The 19706-nt window shown below is 62.2% G+C and carries 18 protein-coding genes; 10 read left to right on the top strand and 8 right to left on the bottom strand.

Translation table 11 applies throughout. The features are described from left to right. The first annotated feature begins 28 nt into the window (after positions 1-28). Positions 29-1402: a class II 3-deoxy-7-phosphoheptulonate synthase gene (locus tag AC0L24_RS10115; protein ID WP_127272015.1), complete on the top strand. Its 1374-nt coding sequence runs from the start codon at positions 29-31 to the stop codon at positions 1400-1402. Between the two features lie 67 nt (positions 1403-1469). On the opposite strand, the gene AC0L24_RS10110 is transcribed toward AC0L24_RS10115, so the two are convergent. The 3 genes from AC0L24_RS10110 to AC0L24_RS10100 form a co-directional block, all read right to left on the bottom strand. Beyond that, positions 1470-2237, bottom strand: coding sequence for an RES family NAD+ phosphorylase (locus AC0L24_RS10110; protein ID WP_473563677.1), 768 nt, complete (start codon positions 2235-2237; stop codon positions 1470-1472). Beyond that, positions 2197-2571, bottom strand: coding sequence for an MbcA/ParS/Xre antitoxin family protein (locus AC0L24_RS10105; RefSeq protein ID WP_128289581.1), 375 nt, complete (start codon positions 2569-2571; stop codon positions 2197-2199). Before AC0L24_RS10105 ends, AC0L24_RS10110 begins: the two co-directional genes overlap by 41 nt. A 99-nt stretch (positions 2572-2670) precedes the next feature. Further along, the gene (locus AC0L24_RS10100) at positions 2671-3741 is read right to left on the bottom strand and encodes a diguanylate cyclase (protein WP_128289582.1); all 1071 of its coding nucleotides are present in this window, start codon (positions 3739-3741) and stop codon (positions 2671-2673) included. Positions 3742-4147: 406 nt separating this feature from the next. Here AC0L24_RS10100 and AC0L24_RS10095 point away from each other — a divergent pair, with 406 nt between their 5' ends. From AC0L24_RS10095 to AC0L24_RS10085, 3 genes are all read left to right on the top strand, one after another. Then, positions 4148-4564, top strand: coding sequence for a GFA family protein (locus tag AC0L24_RS10095; RefSeq protein ID WP_027036778.1), 417 nt, complete (start codon positions 4148-4150; stop codon positions 4562-4564). Between the two features lie 81 nt (positions 4565-4645). Continuing rightward, positions 4646-5005, top strand: coding sequence for a diacylglycerol kinase (locus AC0L24_RS10090; RefSeq protein ID WP_127810531.1), 360 nt, complete (start codon positions 4646-4648; stop codon positions 5003-5005). Between the two features lie 40 nt (positions 5006-5045). Next, entirely contained in the window at positions 5046-5633 is a 588-nt protein-coding gene (locus AC0L24_RS10085; protein WP_127810530.1) for a hemerythrin domain-containing protein, read from the top strand. Between the two features lie 3 nt (positions 5634-5636). On the opposite strand, the gene AC0L24_RS10080 is transcribed toward AC0L24_RS10085, so the two are convergent. After that, entirely contained in the window at positions 5637-6224 is a 588-nt protein-coding gene (locus AC0L24_RS10080; protein ID WP_127810529.1) for a DedA family protein, read from the bottom strand. Next, positions 6221-6784, bottom strand: coding sequence for a DUF1003 domain-containing protein (locus AC0L24_RS10075; protein ID WP_127810528.1), 564 nt, complete (start codon positions 6782-6784; stop codon positions 6221-6223). Before AC0L24_RS10075 ends, AC0L24_RS10080 begins: the two co-directional genes overlap by 4 nt. Positions 6785-6876: 92 nt before the next feature. Here AC0L24_RS10075 and AC0L24_RS10070 point away from each other — a divergent pair, with 92 nt between their 5' ends. The 6 genes from AC0L24_RS10070 to gltX all read left to right on the top strand — a co-directional run bounded on the left by AC0L24_RS10070 (position 6877) and on the right by gltX (position 15180). Next, positions 6877-7593, top strand: coding sequence for a DNA-3-methyladenine glycosylase I (locus AC0L24_RS10070; RefSeq protein ID WP_127810527.1), 717 nt, complete (start codon positions 6877-6879; stop codon positions 7591-7593). A 130-nt stretch (positions 7594-7723) separates the two neighbouring features. Then, positions 7724-9400: an NAD+ synthase gene (locus AC0L24_RS10065; protein ID WP_127327284.1), complete on the top strand. Its 1677-nt coding sequence runs from the start codon at positions 7724-7726 to the stop codon at positions 9398-9400. A 39-nt stretch (positions 9401-9439) separates the two neighbouring features. Continuing rightward, complete coding sequence (locus AC0L24_RS10060; RefSeq protein ID WP_127268639.1) at positions 9440-9850, top strand: GNAT family N-acetyltransferase; 411 nt, start codon at positions 9440-9442, stop codon at positions 9848-9850. A gap of 378 nt (positions 9851-10228) precedes the next feature. Then, a complete protein-coding gene (locus tag AC0L24_RS10055) occupies positions 10229-12034 on the top strand; it encodes an ABC transporter ATP-binding protein (RefSeq protein WP_292562396.1) in 1806 nt (601 codons plus the stop codon). 249 nt (positions 12035-12283) lie between these two features. Then, positions 12284-13471, top strand: coding sequence for a hypothetical protein (locus AC0L24_RS10050; RefSeq protein ID WP_245481735.1), 1188 nt, complete (start codon positions 12284-12286; stop codon positions 13469-13471). A 335-nt stretch (positions 13472-13806) separates the two neighbouring features. Further along, positions 13807-15180 (top strand): glutamate--tRNA ligase, encoded by a 1374-nt coding sequence (gltX, locus tag AC0L24_RS10045; protein WP_127810525.1) that lies wholly within the window; start codon positions 13807-13809, stop codon positions 15178-15180. On the opposite strand, the gene AC0L24_RS10040 is transcribed toward gltX, so the two are convergent. From AC0L24_RS10040 to AC0L24_RS10030, 3 genes are all read right to left on the bottom strand, one after another. Beyond that, positions 15098-16312 carry a DUF2865 domain-containing protein gene (locus AC0L24_RS10040; protein WP_127810524.1) on the bottom strand — a complete coding sequence of 405 codons (1215 nt, stop codon included), beginning with the start codon at positions 16310-16312 and terminating at the stop codon, positions 15098-15100. The genes gltX and AC0L24_RS10040 overlap by 83 nt on opposite strands. Before the next feature lie 88 nt (positions 16313-16400). Further along, positions 16401-18725 carry an NADP-dependent malic enzyme gene (locus AC0L24_RS10035; protein ID WP_127810523.1) on the bottom strand — a complete coding sequence of 775 codons (2325 nt, stop codon included), beginning with the start codon at positions 18723-18725 and terminating at the stop codon, positions 16401-16403. A gap of 176 nt (positions 18726-18901) precedes the next feature. Next, positions 18902-19681 (bottom strand): SDR family oxidoreductase, encoded by a 780-nt coding sequence (locus tag AC0L24_RS10030; RefSeq protein WP_128363749.1) that lies wholly within the window; start codon positions 19679-19681, stop codon positions 18902-18904. Between the last annotated feature and the right edge of the window lie 25 nt (positions 19682-19706).

The following is a 19706-nucleotide window of genomic DNA, read 5'->3' as shown; positions in this document are numbered from 1 at the left end:
CTTGCCGGAAAGAGCGTTGGGTGCAGCGATGACGAAATGGTCGCCGAATTCGTGGAGAGCAAAGCCGATCAAGCAGGTTCCTGCCTATCCGGACCTTGCCGCGCTGAAGAACACGGAGGCCCAGCTCGCAACCTTTCCGCCGCTGGTTTTTGCCGGTGAGGCGCGCAAGCTGAAGAAGCAGCTCGCTTCTGTCGCCGCCGGTGACGCATTCCTCCTGCAGGGCGGCGATTGCGCCGAGAGCTTCGCCGAGCATGGCGCGGACAACATCCGCGACTTCTTCCGTGTCTTCCTGCAGATGTCCGTGGTGCTCACCTTCGCCGGCGCGCAGCCGGTGGTGAAGGTTGGGCGCGTTGCCGGCCAGTTCGCCAAGCCGCGTTCGTCCGACAACGAGACCAAGGGCGAGGTGACGCTGCCCAGCTATCGCGGCGACATCATCAACGGCATCGAATTCGACCCGAAGTCGCGCATTCCGGATCCCGCCCGCCAGGAGATGGCGTACCGCCAGTCGGCGGCGACGCTCAACCTTCTGCGCGCCTTCGCGCAAGGCGGCTATGCCAGCCTGGAGAACGTGCACCGCTGGATGCTCGGCTTCGTGTCCGACAGCCCGCAGGGCGAAAAATACGAGTCTCTCGCCAACCGCATCACCGAGACGATGGACTTCATGAAGGCCGTCGGCATCACTTCGGAAACCAACTACGCGCTGCGCGAGACGGATTTCTACACCAGCCATGAGGCGCTGCTGCTCGGCTACGAGGAGGCACTGACGCGTGTCGATTCGACCTCTGGCGACTGGTATGCCACCTCGGGCCACATGATCTGGATCGGCGACCGCACCCGCCAGCCCGATCATGCGCATGTCGAATATTGCCGTGGGATCAAGAACCCGCTCGGGCTGAAATGCGGTCCTTCGCTGACGCCGGACGGCTTGCTGGAGCTGATCGACCTGCTCAATCCCGAGAACGAGCCCGGCCGGCTGACGCTGATCGCCCGCTTCGGTTCCGACAAGGTCGCCGACCATCTGCCGAAGCTGGTTCGCGCGGTGCAGAAGGAAGGCCGCTCCGTGGTGTGGTCGTCGGACCCGATGCACGGCAACACGATCGAGGCCGCCGGCTACAAGACGCGGCCGTTCGACCGCATTCTCAAGGAGGTCCAGACCTTCTTCGAGGTGCACCGCGCCGAAGGCACGCATCCGGGCGGCATCCATGTCGAAATGACCGGCAAGAACGTCACCGAATGCACCGGTGGCGCGCGCGCCATCACCGCCGAGGAATTGCAGGACCGCTACCACACCCATTGCGATCCGCGCCTTAACGCCGACCAGGCGATCGAACTGGCCTTCCTAGTCTCGGATCTGTTGAAGAAGAGCCACCCGGTGCAGCACAAGCAGGCGGTCAACGGCTAAGCGTGTTTCGGCTTGAACGTTGATAAAAAGAGCGCTGGAGAAATCCGGCGCTTTTCTTTTGGTTGATTCAGTGCCCGCGTTCCCAGCGCAAGTCGGCTAGACGGGGATCGGCAAAGGCGGTTCTGGCAAATTCGATCCGTTTTTCCGGAAATTCGCAGATCGCCTGCACGCCGAACGCGCCGAGGCGGATCCGCCAGGTCTGCGGCTCCATCGGCTTGGCCTTGGCAAAGCCGCGGCAGGTCAGCAGCGCAATGTTGGCGCCCTTGGGGTCACGTGCCGAGCGGTAGCGGATCGCCTCCAGCCCGGCTTCGCGGGCGGTATCGGCAATGGCTTGGCAAGCGGCATAGTCGGTCGGATGTGCCCATGCAGCGGCGTCACGATCGAGCGGCGGCCGGGTGAGATCGATTGCTCCAGCGCATTTGATTGCGGCGGCAAAGGCCGTGTATTCGGCGGCGTCGCTTGGCCATGGTGTTCCGGGCGACTCGGCAAAGAACAGCAGCCGGTAGAAGGCCATTTCGGCAACCGCGGTCATCATGGTCTCGGCCGCATAGTAGACGCCCTTGGTCCTGCCGGCGCGGCGGAAACGCGAACCGTGCGGATAGACCGAGCCGTAGCGAAAGGGCGTCGCCAGGAGATAGTGGAGATGGCGGCATTCAATTGGGATTTGCGGCTTGGTTTCCTCGATCAGGTCTTCGAGCATCGCATGCTCGTCGAGCGTGTCGACGATTTTCAGCGTCGAGACATGGTGCTGCGCTTCGACCATGCGCCAGTATTTGCCGTCGATGCCGACGGTCTCAGACGAGAGCGCGTCGGGAGTCCAGATAGGCAATGACATCGACGAGCCCGGTGATGGTGAGGATTTTTTCAAGCGGAGCGGCGTCGAACGCCGCGTTGACGTTCTTCAGCCATGCCCGGGCGACGACCGCGTCGCCGCCGACAATGGCATCGAGCGAGCGGAACAGCCTGACGAACAGCACGGCAAGCTCGAATGGCTTGGTGCCGCGCTCGAGCAGGAATTCGTCCCTGCGCATGCGCGAAACCGTGGCCTCCGAAACACCGATCACCGAGGCCAGCATCCTGGCGGTGATGTCCAGCAGATCGGCCGCGCGCAGCGTGGCCTTGGTCAGCACTGCGTTTTCGGCTGTCTTGGCAGCGGTTTGAGGTTGCATCGCGGCCCTTCCTATTTCTGTGGAAAATATAGGCCACAAAAATTCATATGGAAAGGGGCGGATGCAAAACAATCCGCCGAAGCGATCGACGGAAGAAGCTCAGTCCTTCTTGTAGAGCAGCCAGCTCTTGCCGGCCCGGCCTGCCATCGTCGAGTGCTTGGTGACCCGGTTGCGGCCGCTGACCTTGGAGCGATAGAGCGCCCGGTCGGCCTTGGTGTAGAGATCTTCGGGTCCTTCGGCTTCGGAAGCCATGCAGATACCCATCGAGACGGTGACGGTGCCGTAATTCGCGCCGGTCTGGCTGCTGGTGAACGGCGTCTGCTCGATCAGGGCACGAATACGCTCTGCGACGTCATAGGTGGCGTCCTCGCTGGCGCCCTCGATGATCAGCGCGAACTCCTCGCCGCCGGTGCGGGCAACGAACATGTCGCCGCGAATGCTGGTCTGGAAAATATCGGCGATGCTCTGGATGATCTTGTCGCCGACCGGATGGCCATAGCGGTCGTTGATATCCTTGAAGCGGTCGATGTCGACAAGAACCAGGGCGTTGAACAGGATACCCCTGTTGCTGTTGTAGATCCTGGTGATCTCCTTGTCGAAGGCGCGCCGATTCCAGATATGCGTCAACGGATCGGTGTCGGCCAGCCGCTTGTACTCCTCAAGCTTCGACTTGACGCTTTCGAGTTCGGCCGTCTTGTCGCTGAGCGTCGAGGCCACCTGCCGGCCGTGATCGATCGTCGAATTGGTGGCAACCGCCATGGCGTTGGCGATCTTCTGCAGGAGATCCTGGGAGAGAAGGCTGCGGCCGCTGAGGCCGCTCGATGTCTCATCGAGGATCCTGCCGTATTTCTCGATGTGGCTGCGCTCGCTCCGCAGCAGCGAAGCAACCTCCTCGAGCTCCCTGGCAATGACGTCTCTGGCATGCTCGACTATGCCAGGGCCATGGTTGTGGGCAAAGAAAGTGCGCCCGATCTGATCCAGTTCATCCTGTGTCGGCCGGCTGGTCAGCGAAACGACGGCCAGGCTGAGTTCACGATTGGTGCCGCTCAGGGCCTCATAGAAGATCTCGTAATTGCGCGGCAGGCCGAGCACGCCCAATTGGCGCATTGTCGCGACAACAGTGGCTGCGATGTCGGTGCTTCGTTCGGTCGGGACAGCTGCCGGCTGCATCTTGGTTCTTCCCCTCGGATCCTCCGCGGAATTCGCGGTTTCCCTTTGTCGCCGAGCCCTGGGGAATGCGACCGACGCTTCGAACAACTTGCGAAGGGATGCGTCCCCACCCACGGCCTTCGCTTGCAGGTGACCATAAATGCGCCGTCGCTAAAGTTTCCTTAACTGGCAGAGGTTCAGCGGGTTTTCTCTGTCTGCGGGCTGTAAAAGCCTTAGTCCGTGCATCCAACAGTTGGAAACAACGCCGGTGCGGCGGCTTGAATTCGCGATTCGCACATCGCACTCTTGAAAATGAAACCGAATTTCGGATTCTCCACGCCAGCACATGTCGCATTTGCTTGCGTGCTTGCGCGGCAAAGCTGGAATCCTAAGCCATGCCCGGCACTTTTCTTCAAGGAGGATCGACGTGAGTGATGGTCACCAGGGATCGTGTCTGTGCGGAGCCGTCCGCTTCAGAACGAACGGGGCGCTGCGTGGCGTCGTCTATTGCCATTGCTCGCAATGCCGCAAGCAGAGCGGACATTTCTATGCCGCGACCAATGTTGCCAACGCCGACATCGTGATCGAGGGCACGGAAAGTATCACCTGGTACGAAGCCTCTACCTTCGCCAGGCGTGGGTTCTGCAAGGCATGCGGATCGGTGCTGTTCTGGAAGCCGCGAGACCAGGACTACGTTTCGGTCATGGCGGGATCGTTCGACAAGCCGACAGGTCTTGAGGGGGAATGCCATATCTTCGTCGGTGATAAGGGCGACTATTATTCGATCGACGACGGGCTGCCACAGTTTGAAAAGTCGACACCGTCCATACCGGTTGCTGAATGAATCTTGGACAAGTCACCTTATTCCATTGATCTGGCCAGCCATTGCATTATCCCGTGCCGGTGATTCGCAAAGGGGTTTGGCATGCAGCGGCTGATCGATGCTTATTTCAATTCGGTGCGGGCGTTTCGCAAGCTGGCCACCAGCGAGAAGGCTTTCCAGCAGGAGCTGATGCTGCTGGCGCTTGCCTTGCCGCTCGGCTGGTTCGTTTCGATCTCGTGGCGCGGCTATGCCTTGCTGATCGGCGCCGTGCTGCTCCTGATCATGGTCGAAGTGCTGAACACCGGCATCGAGGCGGCATGCGACGCTTTCAGCCGCGAGTTCAATGTCGACATCCAGTTGGCCAAGGATTGCGGTTCGCTGGCGGTGCTGATTTCGGTGCTCATCGTCGCCGGCGTCTGGGGCATCGCCATCATCGAGCGGATCACCGGGGTACCGATCTAGCCTTTCGATGCCTATATGCCAGTCACCAAAGGAGACTGTCATGGCCAGGGCCGCCAATTTTCTGCTTCTCGAACGCGTGGGCCTGCCGGATGATCTGCGCTGGCTGGCCGAGAAATATCCGCGTGAAAACTGGCAGGATCATGCCAATATCCACGGCATCGCCAATATGTGGCTGCAGCGGCACGACATGTTCCGCGAACTTGGCGGCATGCTGGCCAACGGCATCGGCGACTACCGTGAGGGACGGCTGACGGCGCCTGATTTCGCGCGCTGGTTCGCGCCCCGCCTCAATCATTTTCTAGGCAACCTCGACGGTCACCACAACGTCGAGGATTATCAATATTTTCCGGTCTTCGCCAAGGCCGAGCCCCGTTTGAAGCACGGCTTCGAGATTCTCGATGCCGACCATCACACCATCCATGAAGGGCTGGAGCGTAATGCCGAAGCCGCCAACGCGTTCATCAAGACGCTTCAGGAGAGCGAAGACAGACAGCGCTTTGCCGCCGACGCCTATGCCGACGAAAACAGCCGGCTGATCGCCATGCTGACAAGGCATCTTGCCGACGAGGAAGACCTGATCATCCCGCTTATCCTCGATCGGGGGGACCGGGCGCTCGGCGTGGATTGACGATCAGCCCTCCCTGGCGCGTTCCTTGCTGGCGATGTGACGGGCGACGAGCCATGCCAGAACGGCCACGGTCAAGCCGATGCCAAGCCCGATCAGCAACCGTTCGTGATGCATCAACGCCTGGCCGATGACGTGCTCGGCGCCAAGTCCAAAGACATAACCGATCGTACCGAACAGCACCGCCCAGACCGCCGATGAAAGCGCGTTGAGGATGACGAAGCGCGGCGCGGCGATGTTGGAAAGCCCGGCTGCAATGCCGCCGACGAGGCGCATGCCGTAGATATAGCGGTTGGACAGCACGAAAATGTCGGGATGGGTGTTGAGCAGCCGAAAGGCGCGGCGGAAGCCGGGCCGTTTGCGCAATCTGACGACATAGGGATGGTCGGCGAAGCTTCGTCCGAGGATGAAGAAGAAAGTATCGCCGACGAAGGCGCCGAGCGCCGCCGCAAGAACCGCGGGCCACAGGACGAAGACCTGCTGGTGGGCGAAGAAACCGCCAAGAATGGCGGCACTTTCGCCCTCCGCGACACAGCCGATAAAGACCGCGAGCAGCCCGTATTGTTCGATGAAATGATGGATCGCGTCGGTCATGAAGCCGACCGCTGCGAAGACAGCCTTTCGTCGATCCGCTTGATCATTTCGGTCAGTTGCACGATCTCGTCGCGCATACCGAGAATCTGGCCGTGGCGCAGTTCATCCAGCTTTTCATGCAGCGCCATGATCTCGATCTCGGCTTTCAGGTTGACCTCGTAATCGTGGGCGGCGTCGATGCGGTCGCGTTCGGTCTGGCGGTTCTGCGCCATCATGATCACCGGCGCCTGCAAGGCGGCGACCATCGACAGAACGAGATTGAGGAAGATGAACGGGTAGGGATCGAAGGCGTCACGCGACAGCAGCCAGACATTGGCTGATGTCCACAGGATCAGAAAGGCGATGAAGGTCAGGATGAAGGACCATGACCCACCGATGCGGGCGATCGTGTCGGCGAGCCGGTCGCCGAAGGTCTGGTGGAAGGCGACGGCCTTGTTGGTGTCGCGCGAGATGGTGGTGCGTTCGAGCGTCGATTGCAGCACCCGGCTTTCGAGCTGGCTGAGGCCGTCCGGCCGCCGCTTGAGCCAGCGGTTCGCCAGGTCGTCGATCGTCTTGTTCATGGCCATCTCCAGGGTCTTTGGCTTGCCGTAAGAGGTAGAGGCTGCCGGCTCACACGGGAAGTGTTAGATTGATTCCAGTTGCCGAGGGACCAATGGCCGATTTCAAGAAAATTCGCGCACGGGCCGCAAAACGCAAGGGCGGCGAAGAGGAACTGACGTCGCTGCTGGGTCCGGCGCCTGACAATGCCGCCGTGGCTGACATCGCCGATGACCGCATTCTCTCTGTTATGGCCGAACGCGTCTTCGCCGCCGGTTTCGTCTGGCGCGTCATCGAGCAGAAATGGCCGGGCTTCGAGGAGGCGTTTCTGCGCTTCGAGCCGAAGCGGCTGTTGTTCCAGCCCGATGATTTCTGGCACGATCTGACGGCCGACCAGCGCATCGTGCGCAACCCGCAGAAGATCAGATCCGTGCGCGACAACGCCGCCTTCGTCGAGCGCGTGTCGAAGGAATATGGCGGCTTCGGCCAATTCCTCGCAAACTGGCCGGCGGACGACCAGATCGGGCTGATGGCCTGGCTCGGCAAGCATGGCAGCCGGTTGGGCGGCAATACGGGCCAGTATTTCCTGCGCTGGCTAGGTTGGGATGCGTTCGTCATCTCGGGCGATATGGCCGCGGCGTTGCGCGACGCCGGCCTCGACATCGCCGAAAGCCCGACCTCGAAGAGGGACCTCGACAAGATCCAGGCACAGATCAACCAGTGGGTGGTGCAGACAGGCCTGCCGCGCCGGCATATTTCACGCATCCTGGCGATGTCGATCGGCGAGAATCATTCGCCGCAAGCGTTGCGCGAATATATGGGCGACGACTGAGACCCGGCTCGTCTCGCCACGATTGAAGTAGGTCGATCGGTCCGTACACGATTGACCTACGTCATTCGGTCCGAATTGGTCCAAACGAACGCCATTGCCCGGGCAATTTTGCCGCGCTAAGTCAGCAGGCATGACCAAGAAGCTCGACATTCTGCGCATCGCCGTCGCCCAGCTCAATCCGACTGTCGGCGACATATCAGGCAATCTCGCCAAGGCCCGCGAGGCGAGGGCGGATGCCGCACGTCAGGGCGCCGATCTCGTGCTCTATACCGAGCTTTTCCTCGCCGGCTACCCGCCGGAGGATCTGGTGCTGAAGCCGGCCTTTTTGAAAGCCTGCGAAAAGGCGGCACAGGACTTTGCCGCCGACACCGCGGATGGCGGTCCCGGCGTCATCATAGGCACGCCGTTGAAGCGCAAGAGCGGCACGCACAATTCGATCGTCTTCGCCGATGGCGGCAAGATCATCGCCGAACGCTACAAGCTCGATCTGCCGAACTACGGCGAGTTCGACGAGAAGCGCGTCTTCCAGGCCGGCCCCGAGATCCAGGGGCCGGTCAATTTCCGCGGCGTGCGCATCGGAGTTCCGATCTGCGAGGACATCTGGGGCGACGTCGATATCTGCGAGTCGCTGGCCGAAAGCGGGGCGGAAATCCTGCTGGTGCCGAACGGCTCGCCCTATTATCGCGCCAAGATCGATGTCCGCCACCAGGTCGTCATCCGCCAGGTCATCGAATGCGGGCTGCCGATGATCTATGCCAACCAGCTTGGCGGGCAGGACGAGTTGATCTTCGACGGCGCGTCGTTTGCCATTGGCGCCGACAAGACGCTTGCCTTCCAGATGAGCCAGTTCGAGGAAGCGGTCGACATCACCACCTGGAAAAGACAAGGGGATCACTGGGTCTGCTCGGAAGGGCCGATGTCGAAAATCCCGGACCGGGAGGAGGCCGACTATCGCGCCTGCATGCTGGGCCTGCGGGACTACGTCAACAAGAACGGCTTCAAGAATGTGGTGCTTGGTCTGTCCGGCGGCATCGATTCGGCGATCTGCGCGGCGCTGGCCGTCGATGCGCTCGGCGAGGAACGCCTGCGCGCGGTGATGATGCCCTATCGCTACACCTCCAAGGACTCGCTGAAGGATGCCGAGGATTGCGCCCGTGCGCTCGGCTGCCGCTATGACATCGTGCCGATCTTCGAGCCGGTCGAAGGGTTCCTGCACGCGCTGACGCAGATGTTCGAAGGCACCAAGGAAGGCATCACCGAGGAGAATTTGCAGAGCCGCGCGCGCGGCACCATCCTGATGGCGATCTCCAACAAGTTCGGCTCGATGGTCGTCACCACGGGCAACAAGAGCGAGATGTCGGTTGGCTACGCCACGCTCTATGGCGACATGAATGGCGGCTTCAATCCGATCAAGGACCTTTACAAGATGCAGGTCTACGCGCTGTCGCGCTGGCGCAACAGCCACGTGCCGCCGGGCGCGCTCGGGCCCTCGGGCGAGGTGATCCCGAAAAACATCATCGACAAGGCGCCATCGGCGGAATTGCGCGAGAACCAGACCGACCAGGATTCGCTGCCGCCCTATCCGGTGCTGGACGACATCCTCGAATGCCTGGTGGAAAATGAGATGGGTGTCGACGACATCGTCGCGCGCGGCCATGACCGGGCGACGGTGACGCGCATCGAGCACCTGCTCTACATCGCAGAATACAAGCGAAGGCAGGCTGCGCCGGGCGTAAAGATCACCAAAAAGAATTTTGGCCGCGACCGCCGCTATCCCATCACCAACCGGTTCAGGGATCGCAGCTAGGTACCGAAAGCGCACGCGGCGGCGCGACCGGAGACAGCCATGCCCGATTGTGAAATCAGCTTCGACATGTCACGGATCGATTTCCGTGCGACATCGGACCTGTTGATGGCAAGCTATTGGGGCGCTGGACGCACTGATGAAGTCCATCGCCGCGCCTTTGCCAATTCGCTTTGCGTCGGCGCCTATGTCGACGGCAGGCAAGTCGGCTTCGGCCGCGCGATCACCGACCGCACGGTGTTCGCCTATCTCGCCGACATCATCATCTGGCCCGGGCATCGCGGGCAAGGCATAGGCAGCCGGCTCGTGCAGGCCCTTATCGATCATCCTGAAGTCAGGACTGTTTTCCACTGGAGCCTGTCGACCAGCGACGCACACGGCGTCTATGAGAAGCTTGGGTTCAAGCCATCGACCGATGGCCGCTACATGCGCTTGGATCGCATTCCTGAATGAGGCGCGCGGCTTGCTCCGTTGTTGCAAAATAATCGCAGTGGTTGGACCAGATACACTTTTGGCGTGAACTCGTCTTGGCGATGCATCGGAGCGTCTCTATAAGGACACCTCCGCAATTGTCTTGCGGGAGGTCCGAATGGCAGTATTTCACATGGTAATGCGAGGCCGCGAAGCCTAGGTCTCATCCGGCGCTCCGCGAAGGTTTCCCCTTCATGCCGATGCCGGACCGAGCACAGGCTTATGCCGATGCCGATCGCCGCCCGATTTGGGCGATACGCCAAATATGCCACTCCGCTTCCGGGCACTCATTGGCTCCTTGCGCGGCTTCTTCAATTTTCGACCTACTGGGATCGGGCTCGTTTGTGCCCGAATGACATCATGGCTCGTTTCAAGATCGATTTGCGCGCGAGCGCCTTTCGCAGCGTTCTTGGCTTCACGCTCACTCATTGGCGGCGTCAGCCCTGGCGGCTCTCGCTCATCATGGGCAGCTTCCTGCTGTCGACGCTGGCCGATGTGCTGACGCCGCTCTACTCCGGCCGGCTGGTCGACGCCGTCGCCAGCAGCGCCGGCGCCGACGCGATTGCCTGGAATGCCGCGATGACGGCGTTCTCGATGTTGATGGCGCTCGCGCTGGCCGGCGTCGTGTTGCGCAACCTGGCGTTCATGGGGATCGTCGAGCTGACTTTGAAGATGATGGCCGACATCGCCGCCGATGCTTTCCATCGCGTCCAGCGCTTTTCCACCGACTGGCATGCCAACAGCTTTGCCGGCTCGACCGTGCGCAAGGTGACGCGCGGCATGTGGGCGCTCGACCTGCTCAACGACACCATCCTCATCGCGCTGCTGCCGTCAATCGTCATGCTGGTCGGCTCGACATTGCTGCTCGGCTGGTTCTGGCCGTTGATGGGGGCGGTCGTTGCTGCCGGTTCGGTGCTGTTCATCACGGTGACGGCGCTGCTGTCACTTGGCTATGTCGCGCCGGCGGCAAGGCTCGCCAACACCTGGGATACCCGCCTCGGCGGCTCGCTGGCCGACGCGGTCAGCTGCAACGCCGTGGTCAAGGGCTTTGGCGCCGAGGAGCGCGAAGAACGCCGACTGGCCAAGGTCGTCGCCAAATGGCGTGCGCGTACACGGCGCACCTGGGTGCGCGGCACCATCAACGGCACCACGCAAGGGGTGCTGCTGCTGGTCATGCGCGCCGCGGTGATCGGCCTGGCGCTGATGCTGTGGTCGTGGGGGCAGGCGAGCGCCGGCGACGTTGCCTTCGTGCTGACCTCGCTCTTCGTGCTGCAGGGCTATCTCAGGGATATCGGCACGCATATCCGCAACCTGCAGCGCTCCATCAACGATATGGAAGAGCTGGTCGATTTCCAGTCCGAACCGCTCGGCATCGAGGACCGGCCCGGCGCCAAGCCGATCCGGATCACCGAAGGACGGATCAGCTTTGACAACGTGACCTTTCACTATGGCCATCACCGATCGGCGCTTTACCGCGACTTTTCGGTCGATATCGCGCCGGGTGAGCGCGTCGGGCTGGTCGGCCATTCGGGATCGGGCAAGACGACCTTCGTCAAGCTTATCCAGCGGCTCTATGACGTGAATGCGGGGAAAATACTGGTCGACGGCCAGGACATCTCGCAGGTGGCGCAAGCCTCGCTGCGCGGGCAGATCGCCATCGTTCAGCAGGAGCCGATCCTGTTCCACCGGTCGCTGGCCGAAAACATCGCCTATGCCAGGCCGAGTGCTACGCAAGATGAGATCGAGCATGCCGCGAAGTTGGCGAGTGCGCATGACTTCATCACCAACCTGCCGAAGGGCTATGGCACGCTGGTCGGCGAACGCGGCGTGAAACTGTCGGGCGGCGAACGTCAGCGCGTGGCGATCGCGCGCGCCTTCCTTGCCGATGCGCGCATCCTGATCCTCGACGAGGCGACATCGAGCCTCGATTCGGAATCGGAGGTGCTGATCCAGCAGGCGATGGAGCGGCTGATGGTCGGCCGCACGACGCTGGTCATCGCGCACCGGCTTTCGACGGTGAGGGCGCTGGACCGGCTGCTGGTCTTCGATCGCGGCAACATCGTCGAGGAAGGCTCGCATGATGAACTGATCCGGCTGAAAGGCGGCATCTACCGCCGCCTGTTCGAGCGCCAGGCATTGGAACTGACCAAGGGACTTGTGAGCTGAATTGAGGCGGCCTCCAGCTTCGGCCGGAGGCCGCCTCTGTCCGGCACGGTCAGCCCAGCGGGCTGGAGCAGGGCATGCGATCGCAAGGCCGCGGCCAACCCGCCGATCAGCGCATCGATGCTGGCCGACTTGATTTGCCTGTGAAGCCCTGTCCGGATAGTAAGTCTTGAGACCTCTGTTCATCATACTGACCGAGATACGTTGTTTCTACCATTGGTTGATATATATCCGATGGAGGGCAACCCACGGGTGTTCTTCACGATGCATCTTTCTGCAAATGCCGAGGAGAAGTTGGCTGCGCCGTCAGTGCTGGAATCTCAGCATGGCTCGGTTCGGCCGCTGGCTGCCGAAGATCTCGAGCGCGTCGCCGCACTCTTCCTGACGAAGTTTCGCCGGCGGCGGCGTCATCTCCTCGATCGCGCGATCGCGGAGACGGCCGCGTATATGAGAGAGATTTACCTCGACCCTGCTGGCCAGTCCGGGGAAAGCAACGCTCTTGTCCAGATCAACCGGCAGGGTCGTCTGGGTGGATTCCTCGGCGTTCTGAAAGCCCGCTACGAGCTCAATGGAGCGCCATTGAACGCGGCGATCATCGGGCCGCTCATGGCCGACCCCGGCACCGATGACGGCTCGGCCGGACCCCAATTGCTGCGTGCCTTGCATCAAGGCGAATTCGATCTGCAGCTGACCGATTCGGCCAACCGGACATCCTTGGCCTTCGCGCGCCCGATGAAGTACCAACTCCTTCCTGTGCATTGTCTGGGATGGACATATGTTTTCCGGCCGGCGGCGATGGCCGCCTCCGCAATGCACCGTAAATGGCCTGGCGTGCCTCGCCTTGTACTCGATCCATGCGCGAGAGCATTCGATGCTCTTGCGAAGAAAAGGTTCGAGCCCCCCGTCGTCCATTCATCGTCGCATCGCACCCATCGTGAGCCGATCGATGCCGTTCAATTCGCCGAGAAGCTGCCGACCCTCCTGTCTGGTTACGCTCTTCGGCCGAGTTGGAAGGATGGGGAACTTGCACGGCTGCTTGCGCTGGCGGCCGAGAAGCGGGCCGACGGCCCCCTTCATTTCGGTGGGACCTACGACGAAACGGGCAAAATGCTCGGTTGTTATGCCTTCTATGGTCAAGCCGGCGGCGTGGCGAACCTGTTGCAGATCCAGGCATCCGGATTGCACTGGGGCGCGACGCTGGATGCGCTTGTCGCCGCCGCATGGGAGATGGGCTGCGTGGGCATCACCGGACAGACGCAGACCAAATTCATACCTCAACTCTTTGGCTACAAGAATGTCTTCTTCCGCTATGCCGGGGGAACAATGGTCCGCTCGCGGATCGCCGAGGTCACGGAAGCGGTCCGCTCCGGCGACATCTTTATCGGTGGATTGGTGGGCGACCGCTGGACCCGCCTCAGTTCCGATGATTTCGGCCGCTGATCGCCTTCAAGCGCTACAAACTTGGGTTAATGGGTTCCTTCGGAGCCTTCGCCGACGCGTTGGCTGACGGAGCATCAAACGAAAAACCCGCCTGTGCGGCGGGTCGCTGGCGCAAATCAGCACCATAGCCAAATATGTACCATAGCTGAGGGCACCGAGTCAAGAAAAAATTCCTATCGTGAAAAGCTGCCGGCACAAAATGGGCACCGCCGGTCTGGGCGCAGTCGGAGGCGTCCACCGTCCGGTCTTTTCATTCCAGCCGCCATGTTCTATGTCTGCCGGCCAGCGCGGGGGCGCGTCTTGTCAACCACAAAAGCATCCGGTACGCCCCGTTCATGACAGTTACCGTTCGTTTTGCCCCGTCGCCGACCGGCCGCATTCACATCGGCAATGCGCGCACGGCTCTGTTCAACTGGCTGTTTGCCATGAACAACAAGGGCCGATTCATCCAGCGCTTCGACGACACCGACATTGCGCGCTCGAAGCAGGAGTTTTCCGACGCCATCCTCTACGACCTGCATTGGTTGGGCATTTTTCCCGACGCCACCGAATACCAGTCGCGGCGCTTCGAAGTCTATGACGCGGCGGTCGAGAGGCTGAAGACGGCAGGCGTTCTCTATGCCTGCTATGAAACGCCGGAGGAACTCGATCTCAGGCGCAAGGTGCGCCGCACGCGCGGCCTGCCACCGGTCTATGGTCGCGAGGCGTTGACCCTGACGCACGAGCAGATCGCCGAATACCAGGCCGATGGCCGCAGGCCGCACTGGCGGTTTCTCCTCCCCAATTTCTCAGGCGATCCACAACAGCCGGAACGCACCGAAATGCACTGGAACGACCTGGTGCGGGGTGAGGAAACCGTCGATCTGGCCTCGCTTTCCGACCCGGTCCTTGTGCGCGAGGACGGCACCTATCTCTATACGCTGCCTTCCGTCGTCGACGACATCGAGATGGGCGTCAGCCATGTCATCCGGGGCGACGACCACGTCACCAACACCGGCGTGCAGATCGCCTTGTTCCAGGCGCTGGCTGCCGAGCCGCCAGTGTTCGGCCACCATAATCTCCTGACCACCGCATCGGGCGAGGGCTTGTCGAAGCGCACCGGCGCACTCTCGATCGAAAGCCTGCGCGAGGACGGCATCGAGCCGATGGCCGTCGCATCATTGGCCGTCCTGGTAGGCACTTCGGAGAATGTCGCGGCGGTGCCGACGATGGGCGAACTCGCCGAACGCTTCGATCCGGCGGCGACATCGAAATCCGCCGCCAAGTTCGATCCGGACGAGCTGTTCGTGCTCAACCGGTCGCTGCTGCACCACATGCCGTTCGCCGAGGCACAAGACCGTCTGATCGTGCTCGGCGTCTCCGGCGAGCAGGCCGAACCGTTCTGGCTGGCGGTGCGCGGCAATCTCGACAGGCTGGCCGATGCGGTCAACTGGTGGCGTATCCTGCGCGACGGACCGCAGGAGAAGCCGGAATTTTCCGATGAGGACCACGACTTTCTTCGACAGGCGTTCGACCTGTTGCCGGAGGAACCCTGGACCGCGACGATCTGGAAGGACTGGACGGGCAAGATCAGGGAAGCGACCGGCCGCAAGGGCAAGGCGTTGTTCATGCCGCTCAGGACAGCCCTTACCGGACTGCCTTCGGGGCCGGAGCTTGCAGATCTATTGCCGCTGATGGGTCGGGAAGGAACGTTGGCCCGACGACCCTGACCTTGCGCTGTTCCGGCGGCAGCGCGGATACGGGCGACGTCACCGGCTTGGCGGAAAGCCGCTTGATCGCCTCGCGGTCGAGCCCGCCTTCCTGATTGGCCAGCGTTTCGGGATCGGCACCCGGATCCGGTTTGGAGATCGGCACCGGAATGAACGGTGCGGAGTCCGTCTCGGGTTGCAACTGTTCCGGATTCGGCGGGTTGCCGGCGATGATCTGAAAACCCTGCGCGGCGGCGTTGCAGCCGCAAGCCGGCGGCCGCGACATATCGGGCTGCTTGTAGAGATAGGCGGTCGGCAATTCGCTGTAGGGCCGGCCGGTGACGGAGGACGTCATCGAGGCCGAATCGTCGTCCATGCCGCGCGAATAGAAAACCTGCATCTCGGTGCCGGGGCAGCTCGATTCGCAATTCTTCTGGTCGCGTTCGAAATCGCCTGCCGAGGCCGAGTTCGACATCGGGAAGAAGTAGCCGTCGCAGGTGCGCACACAGGAGGTGTGGAACTCACCGCCGACGCTCGGAAAATCGGGTATGCCGGGCTGGTTGAGCACACGGCGGACATTGCGCTCCTCGCCGGGATCGTCGGGCTGGTTGGGCTCATCAAGCATATCGAGCTGCTGGCTGTTGCCGCCAAAAAGCTGATCGAACAGGTTTGCGCTGCCGCCCTCGCGGTTGGCTTCCTGCAAAGGCGCCCGCCGAGGCGCAACGGCGTCGTCGCGGCAGCCATTGGCGTCAAGCGCCGCCAGGATGCGTCCGCGGTCGCGGCGCGAGCCGCCGCCGGCCAGCCGCTCGCGCTTGTTCTGCAAGGCGTCGAGATTGGCATTCATGCGATCGATGGTGGCGTTTAGCCCGGCGCATTGATTGAGGTTGCGGCCAAACAGCGAAAATCCGCATCCGGCCCGGCTCGCCTGGCCGCGGGCTTTCGAAATCTGCTCATGCTGCCTCGCAATTGCGGAATCGTATTTCCGGATCAGCGCCGGACCGCCACCGCCGCCGCGCGAGGACGCGGCAAGATCGGCTTCCAGCTGGCGGCAGACCCGCGAAGCAGCCTGTGGCTCGGCCACCCCCCAGCTTGCGGACAACAGGAGGCCAAGCAGCACGGCAGCATGCGCCTGCTTCCACCCTCCGCTTGCCATCCGCCCAAACTCCGCCTGCCAAATCCGACTGTTAGCCCGCAAGGCTACCGTGCTCGCGGTTAACTGCAGTTTACCGCGAAATCCGTGTTCAGCCCAGATTGACGACCGCCTGTGCCTTGTGGGCGGCTTCCACGACGGCAAGCGCCGTCATGTTGACAACGCCGCGCGAGGTGACCGACGGCGTCAATATGTGCGCCGGCATGTCCGTGCCGAGCAGGATCGGCCCGACGTGTAGCGCATCCATCATGGTTCTGAGCGCCGTCAGCGTGATGTTGGCCGAATCGAGGTTGGGGAACACCAGCAAATTGGCTTCGCCCTTCAGCCTCGAATGCGGATAGACGCGCTGGCGCAGGTGCTCCGACAGAGCAGTGTCCGCATGCATCTCGCCATCGCATTCAAGGTCAGGCGCGATGCGCGCCAGGATCGCCGCCGCTTGCCGCATCTTCAGGGCACTGGGCGAATCGCGCGAGCCGAAATCCGAATGCGAGAGCAGCGCTGCCTTCGGCTCGATGCCGAAGCGCTGGATTTCTTCCGCCGCCAGCACCGTCATTTCGGCGATTTCTTCCGCCGTCGGGTCGACGGAGACGTGGGTGTCGGTCAGGAAGATGATACCGCGCTGCGAGATCAGCATGGAAAGCGTCGACAGGTCGTGGTCCTTGATGCCGGCGCGGGGGCCGATGATCAAGGTGACGTTGCGCAGATGCCGCTCGAAGCGGCCTTCGAGGCCGCAAACCATTGCATCGGCATCGCCGCGTTTCAGCGCAAGTGCTGCGATCACCGTGTTGTCGGTGCGCACCATGGTGCGCGCGGCTTCCGTCGTGACGCCGCGCCGGCCGGCGAGTTCGATCAGAAGGTCGACATAATGGCGGTAGCGCGGATCGTCTTCCGGGTTGATCAGGCCGAAATCCACACCGGGCTTGATGCGCAAGCCGTAGCGCTTCAGGCGCACCTCAATGACGTGCGGCCGGCCGATCAGGATCGGCTCGGCGATGCCTTCCTCGAGCACCACCTGGGCGGCGCGCAGCACGCGCTCATCCTCGCCGTCTGCATAGATGACGCGCTTGGCGCTCGATGCCTTGGCTGACGAGAACACCGGCTTCATCACCAGGCCGGAGCGGAAGACGAAGCGGTTCAGCTTGTCGATATAGGCGGCGAAATCGGTGATCGGCCTTGTCGCGACACCGGTGTCGCAGGCCGCCTTGGCGACCGCGGGCGCTATGCGCAGGATCAGGCGTGGATCGAAGGGCGAAGGGATCAGGAATTCAGGGCCGAAGATCGGCGTCTCGCCGGAATAGGCGCGGGCAGCGACATCTGAAGGTTCCTCGCGGGCAAGGGCTGCGATGGCGCGGACCGCCGCCATCTTCATCTCCTCGTTGATAGCGCTGGCACCACAGTCGAGCGCGCCGCGGAAGATGTAAGGAAAACACAGTACGTTGTTGACCTGATTGGGAAAATCGGACCTGCCTGTGCAGATCATCGCATCGGGACGCGCCGCACGCGCCGTTTCCGGCATGATCTCGGGATTGGGGTTGGCCAGCGCCAGGATCAGCGGTTTTGGCGCCATGTGCTCAAGCAGTTCCGGCTTCAGCACGCCTGCCGCCGAGAGGCCGAGGAAGACATCTGCGCCCGATATGACGTCGGCCAGCGTGCGCGCCTCGGTGTCCTTCACATAAGGGTCTTTCCAGCGGTCCATCTCGTCGGTCCGCCCTTTGTAGGCAACGCCGAAACGGTCGGTGACCCAGATGTTTTCGACTTTGGCGCCGAGCGAGACCAGCAGGTTGAGGCAGGCAAGGGCGGCAGCCCCGGCGCCGGAGGTGACGATCTTGATGTCAGATATGGTTTTTCCGGCGAATTCCAGCCCGTTGAGCACGGCGGCGGCGACAATGATGGCGGTGCCGTGCTGATCGTCGTGGAACACCGGTATGCCCATGCGGGCCTTCAACTGTTCCTCGACCTCGAAGCATTCCGGCGCCTTGATGTCCTCGAGATTGATGCCGCCGAAAGTCGGCTCGAGCGCCGAGATCGTCTCGACCATGCGCTCGATACCGGGCGCGTCGATCTCTATGTCGAAGACATCGATACCGGCGAACTTCTTGAACAGGACGGCTTTGCCTTCCATGACCGGTTTGGAGGCCAGCGGGCCGATATTGCCGAGGCCGAGCACCGCCGATCCGTTTGTGACGACACCGACCAGATTGGCGCGTGCGGTGTAGTCGGCGGCGGTCGCCGGGTCGTCGCGGATTTCCAGGCAAGGGGCGGCGACGCCAGGCGAATAGGCGAGCGCGAGGTCGCGCTGATTGCCGAGCGGCTTGGTCGCCTGTATCTCGAGCTTTCCCGGCCTTGGGTGCTTGTGGAAGTAGAGGGCGGCTTCGTCGAGGTCCGAACGTGCCGTCTTTTTGCTCTCGCCTTCCATGCGGCCGCTCCCTCGAAATCTGGCTGAGATTCCCTTTTAGCATGCAGCCGTGGTTTTTCGCGACGCTAATTGACGCGCCGGCAGCTTTACCCGGCGGCGCGTAGAAAGCTGCTAATGATCAAATGCTTATGCCGATTCTCTAACGGACGGCTCCTACAGTTTCACGGACAAGTTGATCAAAAGGCGCTGACGTAGAGACCACCATCGACCGGTATGTTCTGCCCGGTCAGATAGCCCGCATGGACCGAGCACAGGAAGGCGCAGATCTGGCCGAATTCTTCCGGCGTGCCGAGCCGCTTGGCCGGAACGTCGGCGCTGATGCGGGTCTTGCGCGCGGCTGCGGCCTTAGGGCTTTCGACGCTGCCGGCTTCATGCGGGCCGCGCAGCCGGTCGGTGTCGAGCTTGCCCGGCAAAAGACTGTTGATGGTCACGTTGCGGTCGATCACCGTTCTGGCCACGCCGGCAAGAAACGAGGTCAGGCCGGCGCGCGCGCCGGACGACAGGTCGAGGCCGGGAATGGGCACATAGACCGACAGCGATGTGATGTTGACGATGCGGCCGAAGCCGCGCGCCGCCATGCCGTCAAGGACAGCCTGGACCAGCTCGATCGGCGTCACCATGTTCTGGGTGACGCCTTCGAGGATCTTTTCGCGATCGAGCGTGCGGAAATCGCGAAGCGGCGGGCCGCCATTGTTGTTGACGAGGATGTCCGGCTCGGGGCAAGCCGCGAGCAGCGCCTTCTGCACCTCCGGCTTCGAAACGTCGCCAACGACTTCCGTCACCGTGACGCCATATCGCTCGCGCAACTCCGCGGCGGTTTTCGCCACCAGCTCGGCATTGCGCCCGTTGACCACGACATCGCAGCCGGCTTCCGCCAGCGCCATGGCGCAACCGCGCCCAAGTCCCTTGCTCGAAGCGCAGACGATGGCCTTCTTTCCGCGGATACCGAGATCCATGACGATTTCTCCTGTGATTTGGCCG

The sequence above is a fragment of the Mesorhizobium sp. WSM4809 genome (assembly GCF_055811655.1).
The sequence above is the reverse complement of the archived record's forward strand: the minus strand, read 5'-3'. Positions and strand labels throughout refer to the sequence as shown.